The organism is Rhizobium sp. P44RR-XXIV (genome assembly GCF_001999485.2).
In the GTDB taxonomy this organism is placed as follows: domain Bacteria; phylum Pseudomonadota; class Alphaproteobacteria; order Rhizobiales; family Rhizobiaceae; genus Rhizobium.
The window spans coordinates 278,808-293,483 of the sequence record NZ_MPVZ02000029.1 but is presented as its reverse complement, the minus strand read 5'-3'; the positions used below and the strand labels follow the sequence as shown (position 1 = coordinate 293,483).

Sequence of the window (14,676 nt, the reverse complement as noted above, 5' to 3'; positions counted from 1 at the left end):
AATAGAGATAACTATTCTCATAATAAATCAATTTTAATGATATAGCGAGCGGCCTACTATCTCAAGCACTGATAGCTGAGAGAGTTCCTATGATGGGCACCGCCATACATGAAGCCGAGCCAAGCCATTCCAACGCAAGACTTGCCTGGCGCGCCGTTCTATCGGCGTTCTGCGCCAGCCTGATCGGCATCGGGCTCGCGCGTTTCGCCTATACGCCGCTTCTGCCGGCTATTGTCGACGCACATTGGTTCGAACAATCGGCCGCCGCCTATCTCGGCGCAGCAAACCTCACGGGCTATCTGGCCGGTGCACTGCTCGGACGTCCCGTCGCGGCGCGCATCTCCATTGTCCCCACGCTCCGGATCATGATGCTCGCAGCCACGGCAGCGTTCTTTGCCTGCGCCTTCCCCATCGGCTTTGCCTGGTTCTTTATCTGGCGCTCCGCAGCCGGCTTTGCTGGCGGAGCTTTGATGGTATTGGCGGCGACGACCGTCTTGCCGCTGGTTGCGCCTTCCCGCCGAGGTCTTGCGGGCGGCGTGATCTTCATGGGCATTGGCGCGGGCATCGCCTTGTCTGGCACGCTGGTGCCGCTGCTGCTTCAGCAGGGCCTGCGCGACACATGGCTCGGCCTCGGCGCACTTTCCCTGCTGCTGACCGTTATTGCCTGGGCCGGATGGCCGCAGGAGAGTGAAATATCCCCTGTCCCGCAGCATACCACTCATGTCCCGGCACGCGGAACGCTGCGCGCCCTCTATGTCGAATATGCTTTGAATGCCGCCGGCTGGGTTCCCCACATGATTTTCCTCGTCGATTTCGTCGCGCGAGGGATGGGAAAAGGCCTGCAGGTGGGCGCGGAATACTGGGCGCTGTTCGGGATTGGCGCGACACTCGGGCCTATCCTTGCCGGCCATCTTGCGGATCGTACCGGCTTCGGTGCCGCCATGCGTTTCGCTTTCCTGCTCGAAGCGGTCGCGGTCGCCATTCCCGCCTTTGGCCTCGGGCAGGCATGGCTCATCGCCTCGAGCCTTGTAGTCGGCGCATTCGTGACCGGAACCGTGCCCCTGATGTTGGGGCGGATCGCCGAATTGCTGCCGCATCATCCGGCGCAACAGAAGGCGGCCTGGAGCGTGGCAACGGTATTCTTTGCCCTGTTTCAGGCGGCCGCCGCCTACGGGCTTTCCTTCACCTTCGCCCGCAGCGGCGGAAACTACCAGCTGCTCTTTTTCATCGGGACGGCGGCGATGGTCCTCGCGCTTGCAATCGATCTTGCTGCCGCAGTGTTCTTCCGCACTCCACCGCAGGAACGCGAGAAACTAAATCCGGCGCAGCATGGCTCGACTGCTACGGAGTGATGCCGCGACATCAGTCCCGGATATTGGCAGCCGTCGCAAGTTTTTACTGCTCGCGTCATATCATGCCCACATGGCGCCAAAGTTTAAAGCGACTGGAGGTTCATGAGGCATTTTCTGCTGTTGCTAGTCAGCCTGTCCGCCATCTCCATTATGTGGCTCGTGTCTCCGTTGCATGCGCAAGGATTTGTGCGCGCCGACCACAAGCAGATCGTCGATGCCAAGGGCAATCCGCTTATCTTGCGTGGCCTGGGCCTCGGAGGCTGGATGGTTCAGGAAGGCTATATGATGGGCCTGCCCAACCTGAAGGCGCAGCGCGTCATTCGCCACCGTATTTCCGAAATCATCGGCGAGACGAAGACAGAGCAATTCTATCGGGCTTGGCAGGACAATGCCGTGACGAAGGCCGATATCGATGCGATGGGCAAATGGGGCTTCAACAGCGTTCGCCTGCCGATGCATTGGAACCTGTTCATCAAGGATATGTCCGGCAAGGATGCAGGCAACCGGATCGTCTGGAACGAAGAAGGGTTTCGCCGCGTCGATGCGCTGATCGAGTGGCTTAAAGCCAACCATATGTATCTGATCCTCGACATGCATGCCGCGCCGGGTGGCCAGGGGCACGACATTGCCATTTCGGATCGCGATCCGAACAGCCCCTCGCTCTGGGACAGTGGCGAGAACCAGGCGACGATGATCGCGCTCTGGAGCGAGATTGCCAGGCGCTACAAGGACGAGACGACGATTGCCGGCTATGACCTCCTGAACGAACCGAACTGGGGCTTTCAGGACGCAGAAGACAAGGGCGGTTGCCGCGAAACTGCAAACCAGCCGTTGCACGACCTCTATGAGCGTACCATCAGTGCGATCCGCGCGGTCGACACCAACCATATGCTGATCATCGAGGGCAATTGCTGGGGCAACAACTATGCCGGTGTGCTGCCCGTTGCCGATCACAACACGGTGCTGAGCTTTCACAAATACTGGACCCCGACCACGCAAGAGTCGATCGAGCCTTTCCTCAAGCTGCGCGAGCAATATGACATGCCGCTATGGAACGGCGAATCCGGCGAGAATACCAACGACTGGTACGCTCGCGCCGTAGCACTACAGGAGAAGAACGGCATCGGCTGGTCATGGTGGCCGCTCAAGAAGATCGGTCGGGGCAATCCGCTTGAAATCCAGGCGAACGCGAACTATCGCCGCCTGACTGCCTATCTCCGCGGGGAAGGCAAGAAGCCCTCGGCGAAAGACGCCTTCGCAGGATTGATGCAACTGGCGAAAGACAGCCGTTTCGACAGGAATATCCACCATCAAGCTACCATCGATGCATTGCTTGGGCCTGCGCGCAAATCAGGAAATCCGGATTAGGAGAGCCTCGCCAATTCAGAGGCAACCCTACCCGACGGCATGCCGAATGGCCTTCGAAAGGCGCAGGAGGAATTGCGGTCTCGATGATGCGACGAGCTTCCATGACAAAACAGCTTTCGCCATCTGATGCGGAAGGATGCCGACCGATAGGAACCAGGCGGCCAGCATGGCACGACGTCTTCGGGATGCATTCATTTCCAGGCTGGCAACAGCGCCCGCGGCGGCAAGCGAAAGCCTGGAATCGCTGGCGACCGGATGCCGCTCCCTGTCGATGCAAAGCGATGCCAGACGCTCCTCGATATGCACGGGGTCATGGAGACCTGCATCATCAGGCACTTCCAGCCCCACCTCCGTTGCCTGGTCCGACAGCGCTTCCAGCCGGCGAAAATCGTGCTCAATACGCCAGCGCGCCCGTTGGCCGAGTTTCTCCGCAAAGACGGAGTGGTTGGCGCCATGAATGCGGTAAGCGCCGAGGCATTCCTCAATAGAGGTGACCTCGCCATGCAGCGGAGCAACCGTGGCCAGGTATCCATCGGCGCCCTGACGAAAGTTCTGCTCGGGGACCGGCATGACCGAATTAAGAACCGAGCGCTTGAATGCCAGACCGCTTGTCACCGTTGTCTGATAGCGACCCTTTCGCAGCAGTTTCGATGTGACGTCGCCGGAATCGAATGGCAATTCTGCAGGCGGAAATACATCCTTTACATGCATCTGCTCGTCAACGATATGCAGCCTGAACTGCACTTGTGCCGTATTCTCCTCCCATGCATCGACAACATCGGATACTGCATTCGGATAAAGATAATCATCCGCATCGAGAAACAGAACGATCTCCCCGCTGCTCGATGCGAAGCCTGTGTTGAATGCGGCAGCATGTCCACCATTCACCTCTCGCAGACACGGCTTTATCCGTGAGCCATAGGAAGCAATGACATCAGCTGTACCATCGGTTGATGCATCATCGACAACAATAACCTCCGCATCGTCGTAGGTCTGCCCCAACGCACTGTCGATGCTACGCCGAAGAAAGCGTGCGTAGTTGTAGTTCGCGATAACAATGGAAACGGGAACATGGTCTTGGATGGAATACATCGCATTGAACCTCGCAATTCTGCTTTGGTCGCGGCGAACCTTCTCACTCAGGTCCTTATGGCCAAATCGGCTGTCGCCCAGGCTTGGCCTTAGAGGCACATGTGGCACCTCGGAAATATATCAAGCACAATTGTGTGGATCATATTGACCCGCTTTGTCTTCTTGAGGTTCTTCTATTTCAGGCCTGCCGATGATCGGCACTCGCTATCGGAGTGCCGATCAACTCTTCTACCAGGATGGAATGATTTGCATCTCAACCAAGCGTGGTGGCTGGGACGCATTGCTCATCCGAGCAATTACTTCACTTTACCTTATAGCGCGAGGCCGGCACGGTGCGGGACAGATTGGGCATCAATGCCTGTCGTGCATCTTCATAGGCCTTCTGCAGCCCGGCATCCTCGAGCGCCGGGATCGTCACCAACTCACCCTCATCAAATCCAACCAGCGAAGCATCGACCATATCCTCGGCGGACATCACGATTTCAGAAGGAAGATGCTCGATAGGCACACCCGCGACGGCCCAGAATTCCGTAGCCGTTGCACCGGGCAGAACAGCCTGCACACGAATGTTCTTGTCTGCGAGCTCATGCTTCAGCGATTGGCTGAAGGCCAGCACGAAGGCCTTCGTGCCGCCATAGACGCCATTCAGCAATTCCGGCGCGATAGCCACAATCGAGGCGATGTTGATGATGGAGCCACCGCCACGCCTAACGAAGCCCGGCACGGCAGCATAGGTCAGCCTCATTAGCGCCGTGACGTTCAACTCGATCATCTGCTGCATCTTGTCGACGTCAGCTTCGAACGATGTCGCACCGCCGCCAAAACCGGCATTGTTGACGAGCAACGTGATGGCCTCATCTTTCCTTAACACCTGCTCGATGCGATGCTGGTCACTTGCCACGCCAAGATCGGCAGCGATCACCTCGACATTTCGGCCCGTCTCCGTGCGCAGTCGATCGGCAATCGCCAAAAGCCGCTCCTTGTTGCGCGCGACCAGAATGAGATCGAAACCTCGCTTTGCAAGCCGATGCGCGTAAACGGCGCCAATGCCTGATGAGGCACCTGTCACCAATGCTTTTCCTGAGGATGAATTTGTCATCGTTTTGTCCTTTTTCGCGGGGGGAGGTCCTATCCGCATGACAAGACAATACGCCTGAAAGCTCACGTCCCAAATGTCATATTCACCACGTTTTCAGCCATTCTGCGCCGATATACCGAGGCGATTGAGCGGAAGAGCCACGGTTATTTGACAGGATCGTCTGTCTGATAAATACTATAAGCACCTTTTTCAGCCGTAGGCACCGCCATGCATACCATCGGATTTCTCGTCTTCCCCGACTTCCAGATCATGGGTTTCACCGCCATTACCGCCTTCGAGGTTGCAAATCTGGCGGGCGAAAGGGAGCTCTATCGCGTGACGCTCCTGTCGGAGGCAGGTGGGCTCGTGCGCTCGTCGGCAGGGTTCAGTGTCGAAACAGAACCCTTTGGCAACAGTTCGTTTGATTCCCTCTTCATAGGCGCAGCCACACAAGTCTCCTCCATGTCGCCGGCGACGCTCGATTATATCCGTCAGTCGGCAAAAGTCTGCCGGCGTGTCGCGGCCCCCTGCACGGGCGCGTTCACTTTGGCGGAAGCCGGCCTGCTCGATGGGCGCCGCGCCACGACACATTGGGTCTACGCGCGTGAATTGCGCGATCGTTTCCCCGCTTTGAAAGTCGACGAGGACAAGATCTTCATCATCGACGGATCTATCTGGACATCCGCAGGCATGACCGCCACCATCGATCTCGCCCTTGCGATGATCGAGAAGGACCACGGCGAGGAACTGGCTCGCGCCGTTGCTAAGAAGCTCGTCGTCTATCATCGCCGCGCCGGCGGACAGTCGCAATTCTCAACCCTTCTGGAACTGGAACCGAAATCGGACCGGGTTCAACGCGCCCTCGATTTTGCAGGACGAAACCTGCGCAAGATCGTCTCGGTCGAGGAACTGGCGGAAGCGGCCAGCCTCAGCCCTCGCCAGTTCAACCGCGTCTTTCGCAGCGAAACCGGGCAGTCGCCGGCAAAGGCGATCGAGAACATGCGGGTCGAGGCAGCCCGGCTGATGATCGAGGACGGACGCCATTCGATGGACGAGATCGCCGTCGAAGTCGGCTTTGCCGACCGCGAACGCATGCGGCGAGCCTTCCTGCGCGTGCTCGGCCAACCGCCTCAGACAATCCGCCGCAATGTTCGCGCCGTCGCTTGAGTTTCGAGATCAGGCTTGGGCTGAAGCGCGATGACCTGTGCATTCGCTGATTTATGTCACAAGCTCGTAACAACCCCTGATTAGGTCGATAGCGTTCAACCTTAACGCGGGGGCGTTTATGAAAAAGCTTATCTCTGTCATTGCATTTGCCATGCTGTCCGGCACGGCTGCGTCGGCTTCCGATTATGTATCCTATATCGATTATCCTCAGCCGAAAGACGAAAGCCGCGAATTCTATACGGCGATCGAGATCCCTGCCGGCAGCTTCACCAAATACGAGATCGACGCCAAGACCGGTCACATCGTTGTCGACCGCTTCCAGTCCATGCCGGTCGCCTATCCGGCGAACTACGGCTCGATCACTAGCTCGCTCGGTGGTGACGGCGATCCGCTCGACGCCATCGTCTATTCGCGCGAGCCCATCGTTCCCGGCGCTATCATCCGCGTTCGAGCGATCGGGGTTCTGAAGATGATCGACGGTGGCGAGGTCGACAACAAGATCGTCGCCGTTCCGACGACGAAGATCGATCCGACCTATGACAACGTCAAGGAGATCTCCGATCTTCCAAAGCTGGAACAGGACCGCCTGCAGGCGTTCTTCCGCGTCTACAAGCAGCTTCCGGACGCCCGTAAGGTCGTCGAAGTCGGCGGCTTCGAGACGGCAGAAAACGCTCGCAACGAAGTCGCTGCTGCGATCAAGGCCTACAGCGAAAAGAAGTAAGCCAGCAGAAGGGAGTGGCATCAACCACTTCCTTTAAAACGCAGCCTTCTCAAAGCCGACCGATCGCGCCCCCACGATCGGTCGGCAAATCTAACGAGAAGCGCTCACCAATTCATTGACCTGCTCCAACCCGTAAGCGGCGGCATCCCCTTCAGCACGGCAGGCTGGATCTCACCACGCGCGCTCCTGCCGATATCAGGCGCCGAGGTCATCACTTCATGGATGGCGAAAGAGGTCTATGGGCTGCATATCAACTCATGGAAGTCTTCTCGATTGATGATGCGGGCTTGTCACCTCCACAGCCGTCAAACTACAATCTGCCTCTGCCTCTGCCTCTGCCTCTGCCTCTGCCTCTGCCTCTGCCTCTGCCTCTGCCTCTGCCTCGAAGACATTCTAGTCAATTGCGCTTCCAATACCGGTTATCAATAAAATGACTTGGAGAAAATAGCGGCAATTGCACTTATTATTGATGGATCATGAACAGATAAAATGCTCCACTAATCAAATATCATCACGATGCTGAGCTGCCATGGAGTGATGGCATCTGTATTATTTTGCACCGCATTGATGCAAAATATCGTTTCAAGAAAGCTTTGCTTCGGTAATTGAGAAGACCTCCACTCACTCATCCTCATATTGAAGGCAGCATAGTGGATATGTGCAGGTGGTACGATGGTGAATTGGTTGATATCTGACAGATAAAATAAAGCCCGCTCGAAGCGGGCTTTATTCTTATTCGGCGGCGGCCTCGGTCTTCGGCTTGCGGCTTCGTTTCGGCGTTGCCACCTCCGTCGCAGCAACGGCAGCCGGTTTGGCCTTGGCGGCCTTTGGCGCCGGTTTACTTGGGGCAGACTTCGCAGCAGCCGGCTTGGCTGCAACAGCTTTTGCTGCGGCAGGCTTTGCTGCGGCAGGCTTCGCTACAGCGGCTTTGGTCGCAGCAGGTTTAGCAGCAGCCGGCTTTGCCTTTGCCTTCGAGGTCGCCGCGCTTCCTTTTGCCTTGCCCGCATTCAGCGATGCGACACGTCGCAGACGGTTTTTCTCAAGCGCCTGCTGAAAGCCGGAATCCTTCTCCGCGTGATGCGCGAGATCGTCGAGAAACTCTGACACCTGCTTGATGGATTCAACAACGATATAGTTCAGCCCCGCGCCTGCATTGATAGAGTCGCGGCCAACCGTGACTCCGAAGCCGCCGGGAACACGCTGAAACCATGTGGAACGCCACTTCTTGAAGCCGGCGATGTCTCGCTCATACTCCTCAAGATATCCCTTCTGTTCTTCTACTCTTGCCCGAAAGGTATCAACTACATTCCGCGCTCCAGCCTTCGGCTTTTCAGCCTTCTTTGAAGACCATTTCTCCAGAAAGTTTGCCATTGTGTGTTTCCCTTCAAGTTGGCGTTCCGTCCAAGCGGCCGTTTGCTTCGAAAAAGCGAAACGGTACTCCTCCACGTGGATAACGTGCTATATGTATAAGATACGTATATAATGGCAATATTGTCCGCCATAATTGTCGGCTAACGGCTTTCTCGCTTAGGCAGCTTTCAGCCCTCCAGCCGCGATGACAATGGTGGCGATGTACATCCGACCGCTGATGATAGTGTCTCGTTGATCTTTTTCTCCACACTCTGCAGCGCCCTCTAAGACGCAAGAAGGCTACCGAGCAGATGCGGCGGTCCGAAACCCTCCTCTTCTACTGCATCCATACATCATGAGATCTGCAAGGTGCACCTGGATGATTTCGCATTGAAGTGGCGCGCATCTGTCAGTTCGTTGTTCGGCAAACTCATGACCGGCTGCTTGAAACGACAGCGGGAACCGAGAGGTTTTCTCGGTTCCCGGCATCATGCTTGTCGGTTGTCACTATATGACGATGCAGTGCTTCAGGCCGCTCAGGCAGCCTTTAGCAGATCGCCATGCGGATCGAGGACGAATTTCGTCGCAGCGCCCTGATCGAAGCTCTCATAGCCTTGGGCGGCATCATCGAGCGAGATGATCTTGGCATTGACGATATCCGCAATCGGCAACCGATCATGCAGGATCGCCTGCATGAGCTGCCGGTTGTACTTGATGACGGGTGTCTGGCCCGTGTGGAACGACTGCGCCTTCGCCCAGCCAAGCCCGAAGCGCAGCGACAGGCTGCCCTGCTTGGCCGCAGCCTCGGCAGCGCCGGGATCTTCCGTGACGTAGAGTCCGGGAATGCCGATCGAGCCGGCCGCGCGCGTGATCTCCATCATCTGATTGAGCACGATCGCCGGCTGTTCGCCGCCCGCATGACCGCGCGCCTCGAAACCAACGGCGTCGATGGCACTGTCCACCTCGTTGACGCCGACGACTTGCGCGATCATGTCGCCAAGACGATCACTCTTGGAGAGATCAATGGGCTCGAAGCCGACATTGGCCGCATGTGCAAGCCGATCCTTGTTGAAATCGCCGATCATGACGACAGCAGCCCCCAGGATGCGAGCAGAAGCAGCAGCGGCCAGACCGACGGGGCCAGCGCCCGCGACATAGACCGTAGACCCTACGCCGACGCCTGCACGAACGGCGCCGTGAAAGCCGGTCGGCAGGATATCGGATAGCATCGTGAGATCGCGGATCTTCGCCAGAGCCTGATCGCGATCGGGGAATTTCAGCAGGTTGAAATCCGCATAAGGCACTGTGACGTAACGCGCCTGACCGCCGATCCAGCCGCCCATGTCGACGTAGCCATAAGCGCCGCCGGCGCGCGCCGGATTCACCGTCAGACAAACTCCAGTATCCTGCGATTTGCAGCAACGGCAACGGCCACATGCCACGTTGAACGGCACGGAGACGATATCGCCGATCTCGAGCATTTCGACATCGATGCCCTTTTCGATGACCTGTCCGGTGATTTCATGCCCGAGTATCAGGCCCGGCATGGCTGTCGTACGGCCGCGCACCATGTGCTGGTCTGATCCGCAGATATTTGTGGAGATCACCTTCAGGATCACGCCATGCTCGATACGGCGGCCATCCGGCGCCTCCAGTTTCGGGTCGTCAATATCGCGAACCTCGACTTTGCCAGGCCGCACATAGACCACGCCTCTGTTCCCAGTCATGCCATCTCCTCCTTGGTTTAACGCTTGATCATCATTGCCCACAATTCCTCATGGGCATCTTCGGATCGGCCCGCTCCTCAACGGGCTGAACAGCAGCAAATCGGTCACGGCGACCGCATCGGCGGCGCCCTGTCCGGCACGTCCATGACTGATGCGATATGGCGAGACGTGAACGGAGTGATCTTGCGGCCCCTCCCTTCGCCTCCCGATCACCCTCCGCGATCAATCGAGTCTACCGTCAAGGCTGGTTTCCGGGCTTCGGACCTATCCCTCTGGATGGCCTCGACACCTTCCCGGTCAAGAGACCAGTGGCATTGGTCGAGACTTTCGGTCCGCTACCGTTGCGGGGGCAGCACCGGCCTATCACCGGTTTCCCAATTATCCATCCGGACTCTATCCGGATGGCACCTTGAACATGTCCAGAAGATCACGCCCGGTGATGTGGCGCGCACAGGAAAACGACATCAGCGCCCTGTAGGACGACATGAAGCGTTTTCGTCTCGCATTGCCGTCCGGGCCGGATTTTGGCCCTGAGCTAACTCTCAGGAGAGCGGGTGTCCGCCGGCGTCGAAGAGATGGTAGCGATCGCCTTTCGGCGAAAAGGAAAGACGCGCGCCGGCCCGATAGTCGGACTTGCCTTCCTGGCGGATGATGACCGGCTTCAAGCCACCCATATCGATATAGATGTAGGAGTCGGAGCCGAGGTTTTCCGAGTGCATGACCGTGCCCGACCATACCCCGCCTGACTGCTCTATGGTCAGATGCTCCGGGCGGACGCCAACGGTCTCGGCCTTATAAGCCTTGGCATCCTCGCCCGTCATGAAATTCATCTCGGGCGAGCCGATGAACTTGGCGACGAAGAGGTTCTGCGGGTTTTCGTAAAGCTCCAGCGGCGAACCGACCTGCTGCACGATACCGTCCCGCAGCACGACGATCTTGTCCGCCATGGTCATGGCCTCGACCTGATCGTGGGTCACATAGATCATCGCAGTGTCGGAAAGGTTCTTGTTGAGTTGGGCTATCTCGATGCGCATCTGCACGCGCAGCGAAGCATCGAGATTGGAGAGCGGCTCGTCAAACAGGAAGACCTTCGGATTGCGGACGATCGCCCGGCCGATGGCGACGCGCTGGCGCTGGCCGCCCGACAAGGCCTTGGGCAGCCGTTTCAGGTAAGGCACGAGCTGCAGTTTTTCCGCTGCCGCCATGACCATCCTCTCGATCTGATCCTTCGGCAGCTTCTGCAGCTGCAGCGAATAGGCCATGTTGTCGTAGACCGTCTTGTGCGGGTAGAGCGCATAGGACTGGAAGACCATGGCGATGCCGCGCTGCGAGGGACCAATATCGTTGACGACCCTACCGCCGATCTCGAGCGTTCCGTCGGAAATCTGCTCCAGGCCGGAGATGCAGCGCAACAGGGTCGACTTGCCGCAGCCGGAAGGCCCGACGAAAGCAACGAACTCGCCCGATTTGATATCGAGATTGATGTTCTTCAGGACTTCGACCGCGCCATAGCGCTTGTAGAGATTGCTGATTTTGACATCGGCCATGGGGTACTCCACTTCAAAATTTTATGAGGATGACGATGCGAGGTGCTACTTGCCGACACCCTGGCTCAGACCCTTGATGAACTGCCGCGAGAAGATCACGTAGAGCAGGATCAAAGGCACCGCGCCGAGCGTCAGCGCCGCAAGCAGCGCCGGATAGTCGCTCAGAAACTGGCCGACGAACTGCTGGACGCCGAGCGTAACAGTCTGATTGCTCTTGCTGGGCGCCAGCACGAGCGGAAACCACAGATCGTTCCAGACCGGCAGCATCGTCAACGTCGCCACTGCAGCAAGCCCCGGCTTGACGACCGGAAGCGCGATCAGAAAAGTGCGGAATTCGCCGGCGCCATCGATGCGTGCCGCCTCCTTCAGTTCGGTGGGAACCGTGCGGAAATAGGCGACCATCAAGGTGACCGCGATCGGGATGCTCATCGCGGTATAGACGAGGATCAACGCGGTCAATGTATCGATCAGGTTCCAGGAGATCATGATCTCGAGGATCGGCACCGTGCCGAGGCGTATCGGCAACATGATGCCGACGATGAACAACCCGGCAAGCACGGGCGCGAGCCGCACCTTGTATTCCACAAGGCCGTAGGCAGCGAGCGTCGCGGTTACGATCGTGAGTACGATCGTAACCACCGTGACGATCAGGCTGTTTTGATAGTTCAGAAGAAAGTTGCCGCGCGTGAAGACGCGCAGATAGCCATCGATGCCGAAGGTCTTGGTCGTCGGCAGATCGAACGGGCCTCCGAAGATCGCCGGTGTCGTCTTGAACGAATTCATGATGACGAGAAGGATCGGGCCGATGGCCAGCAGGACAAAGAAGATCAGCAACGCATGCACAACGATGCGGTCAGCGGTCCATGCCCGCCCATCTTTGCTTTTGCGTGCGGTGTGTACGGCCTTGTCGTCAGATAATGTCATGGTCATGCCTGATCCTCCTCAGATCTGGTGGGGCTTCAGGCGGCGCTGGACGAGCCAAAAATAGATCGCAGTCACGACAAGGATGATCAGGAAGATCACCGTCGCAACCGTTGCACCGAGGTCGATGTCGGCGACCTGTCCGCTCGATCCGAAGAAGGTGCGGTAGAACAGCGTGCCGAGAATATCGGTGCTGTAGTTCGGGCCGGGTGCTGCGCCATTCAGCGCAAAGACCAGGTCGAAACCGTTGAAGGTCCAGATATAGGTCAGGATGACGATCAGGCCGAATTGCGGTGCGATCAGCGGAAACTTGATGCCCCAGAAAATGCGCCAGTTGCTGGCGCCATCGATGCGGGCGGCCTCGACGATATCCTCGGGCACCGCAAGCAAGGCGCTGTAAAGAAAGATCATGGGAATGCCGACATATTGCCAGACCGACATCAGCGAGATCGTCGGCAGTGCCGTCAGTTCATTGCCGAGCAATGGGAAGTGCACGAGACCCCAGAGTGGATTGATAATCAACCGCCAGATAAAGCCGACAATGACGACGGAGAGCGTCGCCGGAATGAAGAGCAGCGTGCGATAGACGCCTTCGGAACGGCGCAGCAGACCCGAGGTCAATAGTGCGGCCATCAACAGGCCGATCGGCACCTCAACGATCAGATGGATTGCGAAGTATTCGATATTGTTCAGCAGCGCGTTCCAGAAGCGGGCACTGGTGACGGGATGCGTGAATAAATAATAATAATTCTGCAATCCGACAAAGATACGCCCCGTGGAGCTTTTGGTATCGAAGAAGCTCATCAGGATGGAAAGAGCCAGCGGCAGCACGGCAAAGGCGACATAAATTGTCAGAGCCGGCAAAACGAACAGCACCAAGCTGATGCGCGCGGTTGTTGGGCGTATCACTCGGAAGGCCTCCCATTCCTGTATGAACGTCGTAGATGCGAAAAAGGCCCGCATGTCTTCCCGCGAAGGACAACACGCGGACCCAAGAGACTTACTTCTGTGGCTTGTACCAGGAGTCGAGGCCCTTCTGCAGCTCGGCGGTGGCGGTATCGGGCGTCAGCTTGTCGCTGGTCATCATGACCTGCAGCACACGCCAGATCTCGTCGTCGAGCGGCGGGTTGCCGGCGCTGAGCCGATCAAGCGCGAGACGCGGCGTAAGCTCGGCACCCTTCTTCAGATCAGCGAATTTCTGCGCCAATTCGTTCTTGTAGGTGACCGGTTTTGAGCCCATGGCAAAGAAGCCGGGAGCCTCATTGACATAGAGTTCTTGAAACGCGGGGCTGGCAAGCCAGGTCAGGAATACCTTGGCGGCATCCTTGTGTTTGCCGGCGGCATTGAGGCCGATTGCCATATCGGGCATTTCCTGCAGATAGCGCTTGCCATCGGCAGTCGCCGTCGGCGGACCGAAGACGCCGACATTCAGCCCGGTTGCTGTCACCTGATTGATGTTCCAGGAACCGTCGGGCAGGATTGCCGCGCGGCCGATCGTGAACAGCTGCGTCATGTCGGCATATTGCAGGCTGGCCTGACCATCGGGCATGAACGGCCGCCAAGAGGCGAAGGCCTTGAAGGCGGCGACAAAATCCGGATCGGTCAGTTTTTTCGTGCCGTTGATCAGACCCTGGCGGCCCTCCTCGCCCTTCCAATAGGAAGGACCGATATTGTAGAGGCCGTTATAGGCAAGCTGCCAGCTCTCGGCGGAGCCATAGGCGAGCGGCGTATATTTGCCGTTGTCCTTGATCTTCTGAAGGACTGCGGTGAATTCATCCGCCGTCTTTGGCGGCTCAATGCCCAACTCCTTGAAGATATCGACATTGTAGTAGAAGCCGGCGAGTACCGCAGCAATCGGCAGGCAGAAGGGCTCGCCCTTGGCATCAGCCCAGGCCGCCTTCGATGTATCGCTGAAATCCTTGATCGGAGCGAAATCCTTCAGCGGCTCGAAATAGCCACGACGGATCCATTCGCGGTTCACGTCGAAGGGCCGGCAGGTCATCAGATCCGGACCAGCGCCGGCGTCGATCTGCGACTGGATGGCGGCATTGTATTCATTGGTATTGATCGGAGCGAATTCGACCTTGATCTCCGGATGCTCCTTTTCGAAGGCCGGGAGCAGCTTGTCCTGCCAGACGGCAATATCCTCCGTGCGCCAGCTTCCCAATTTGATCGTCACGGGATCCGCGGCAAACGCGCTGCCGGCCATAAGTGCCAGGCCCAGCGACGCGACGGCGCCCTTGATGCATGCATGCTTCGAACGCATCTGAAATGCTCCCCTCTTTTTGTGCTTGGATTGCGCAGCGCCGATTGGCACTCGCAATGAACGATAAAAAGATACATCTCAATACAA

General features: G+C 57.7%; 12 protein-coding genes and 1 riboswitch. Of the genes, 4 read left to right on the top strand and 8 right to left on the bottom strand.

The window, feature by feature from the left end; all coding sequences use genetic code 11:
• Nucleotides 1-89 precede the first annotated feature (89 nt).
• Together BSK43_RS27425 and BSK43_RS27420 are read left to right on the top strand one after the other, a co-directional pair.
• Complete coding sequence (locus tag BSK43_RS27425) at nt 90-1,352, top strand: YbfB/YjiJ family MFS transporter (protein WP_077467919.1); 1,263 nt, start codon at nt 90-92, stop codon at nt 1,350-1,352.
• 102 nt (nt 1,353-1,454) lie between these two features.
• On the top strand, nt 1,455-2,720 hold the full coding sequence (locus tag BSK43_RS27420) for a glycoside hydrolase family 5 protein (protein WP_077467918.1): 1,266 nt from the start codon (nt 1,455-1,457) through the stop codon (nt 2,718-2,720).
• Between the two features lie 27 nt (nt 2,721-2,747).
• On the opposite strand, the gene BSK43_RS27415 is transcribed toward BSK43_RS27420, so the two are convergent.
• Complete coding sequence (locus tag BSK43_RS27415) at nt 2,748-3,812, bottom strand: glycosyltransferase (protein ID WP_077467917.1); 1,065 nt, start codon at nt 3,810-3,812, stop codon at nt 2,748-2,750.
• A gap of 301 nt (nt 3,813-4,113) precedes the next feature.
• Complete coding sequence (locus BSK43_RS27410) at nt 4,114-4,911, bottom strand: SDR family oxidoreductase (protein ID WP_077467916.1); 798 nt, start codon at nt 4,909-4,911, stop codon at nt 4,114-4,116.
• A gap of 207 nt (nt 4,912-5,118) precedes the next feature.
• Between BSK43_RS27410 and BSK43_RS27405 the strand changes: the two genes are divergently transcribed.
• Together BSK43_RS27405 and BSK43_RS27400 are read left to right on the top strand one after the other, a co-directional pair.
• Nucleotides 5,119-6,057 carry a GlxA family transcriptional regulator gene (locus BSK43_RS27405; RefSeq protein ID WP_077467915.1) on the top strand — a complete coding sequence of 313 codons (939 nt, stop codon included), beginning with the start codon at nt 5,119-5,121 and terminating at the stop codon, nt 6,055-6,057.
• A 118-nt stretch (nt 6,058-6,175) separates the two neighbouring features.
• Entirely contained in the window at nt 6,176-6,778 is a 603-nt protein-coding gene (locus tag BSK43_RS27400; protein WP_077467914.1) for an inorganic diphosphatase, read from the top strand.
• A 732-nt stretch (nt 6,779-7,510) separates the two neighbouring features.
• Here BSK43_RS27400 and BSK43_RS35240 read toward each other — a convergent pair.
• From BSK43_RS35240 to BSK43_RS27370, 6 genes are all read right to left on the bottom strand, one after another.
• Nucleotides 7,511-8,224: a hypothetical protein gene (locus tag BSK43_RS35240; protein WP_246662708.1), complete on the bottom strand. Its 714-nt coding sequence runs from the start codon at nt 8,222-8,224 to the stop codon at nt 7,511-7,513.
• Between the two features lie 440 nt (nt 8,225-8,664).
• The gene (gene fdhA, locus BSK43_RS27390; protein WP_077467911.1) at nt 8,665-9,855 is read right to left on the bottom strand and encodes a formaldehyde dehydrogenase, glutathione-independent; all 1,191 of its coding nucleotides are present in this window, start codon (nt 9,853-9,855) and stop codon (nt 8,665-8,667) included.
• A 224-nt stretch (nt 9,856-10,079) separates the two neighbouring features.
• Nucleotides 10,080-10,282, bottom strand: a riboswitch (cobalamin riboswitch).
• Between the two features lie 115 nt (nt 10,283-10,397).
• The gene (locus tag BSK43_RS27385; protein WP_077467910.1) at nt 10,398-11,402 is read right to left on the bottom strand and encodes an ABC transporter ATP-binding protein; all 1,005 of its coding nucleotides are present in this window, start codon (nt 11,400-11,402) and stop codon (nt 10,398-10,400) included.
• A gap of 45 nt (nt 11,403-11,447) precedes the next feature.
• Entirely contained in the window at nt 11,448-12,332 is an 885-nt protein-coding gene (locus tag BSK43_RS27380) for a carbohydrate ABC transporter permease (protein WP_246662707.1), read from the bottom strand.
• 12 nt (nt 12,333-12,344) lie between these two features.
• Nucleotides 12,345-13,232 (bottom strand): sugar ABC transporter permease, encoded by an 888-nt coding sequence (locus BSK43_RS27375; protein ID WP_136687300.1) that lies wholly within the window; start codon nt 13,230-13,232, stop codon nt 12,345-12,347.
• Between the two features lie 91 nt (nt 13,233-13,323).
• Nucleotides 13,324-14,589, bottom strand: coding sequence for an ABC transporter substrate-binding protein (locus tag BSK43_RS27370; RefSeq protein ID WP_077467908.1), 1,266 nt, complete (start codon nt 14,587-14,589; stop codon nt 13,324-13,326).
• Nucleotides 14,590-14,676 lie beyond the last annotated feature (87 nt).

Excerpts from the sequence above, each read along its gene's own strand:
- BSK43_RS27415 (WP_077467917.1), bottom strand. The coding sequence starts at position 3,812 with ATGTATTCCATCCAAGACCATGTTCCCGTTTCCATTGTTATCGCGAAC.
- BSK43_RS27425 (WP_077467919.1), top strand. The coding sequence starts at position 90 with ATGATGGGCACCGCCATACATGAAGCCGAGCCAAGCCATTCCAACGCA.
- BSK43_RS27420 (WP_077467918.1), top strand. The coding sequence starts at position 1,455 with ATGAGGCATTTTCTGCTGTTGCTAGTCAGCCTGTCCGCCATCTCCATT.
- BSK43_RS27370 (WP_077467908.1), bottom strand. The coding sequence starts at position 14,589 with ATGCGTTCGAAGCATGCATGCATCAAGGGCGCCGTCGCGTCGCTGGGC.
- BSK43_RS27410 (WP_077467916.1), bottom strand. The coding sequence starts at position 4,911 with ATGACAAATTCATCCTCAGGAAAAGCATTGGTGACAGGTGCCTCATCA.
- fdhA (WP_077467911.1), bottom strand. The coding sequence starts at position 9,855 with ATGACTGGGAACAGAGGCGTGGTCTATGTGCGGCCTGGCAAAGTCGAG.
- BSK43_RS27405 (WP_077467915.1), top strand. The coding sequence starts at position 5,119 with ATGCATACCATCGGATTTCTCGTCTTCCCCGACTTCCAGATCATGGGT.
- BSK43_RS27385 (WP_077467910.1), bottom strand. The coding sequence starts at position 11,402 with ATGGCCGATGTCAAAATCAGCAATCTCTACAAGCGCTATGGCGCGGTC.
- BSK43_RS27380 (WP_246662707.1), bottom strand. The coding sequence starts at position 12,332 with ATGACCATGACATTATCTGACGACAAGGCCGTACACACCGCACGCAAA.
- BSK43_RS27400 (WP_077467914.1), top strand. The coding sequence starts at position 6,176 with ATGAAAAAGCTTATCTCTGTCATTGCATTTGCCATGCTGTCCGGCACG.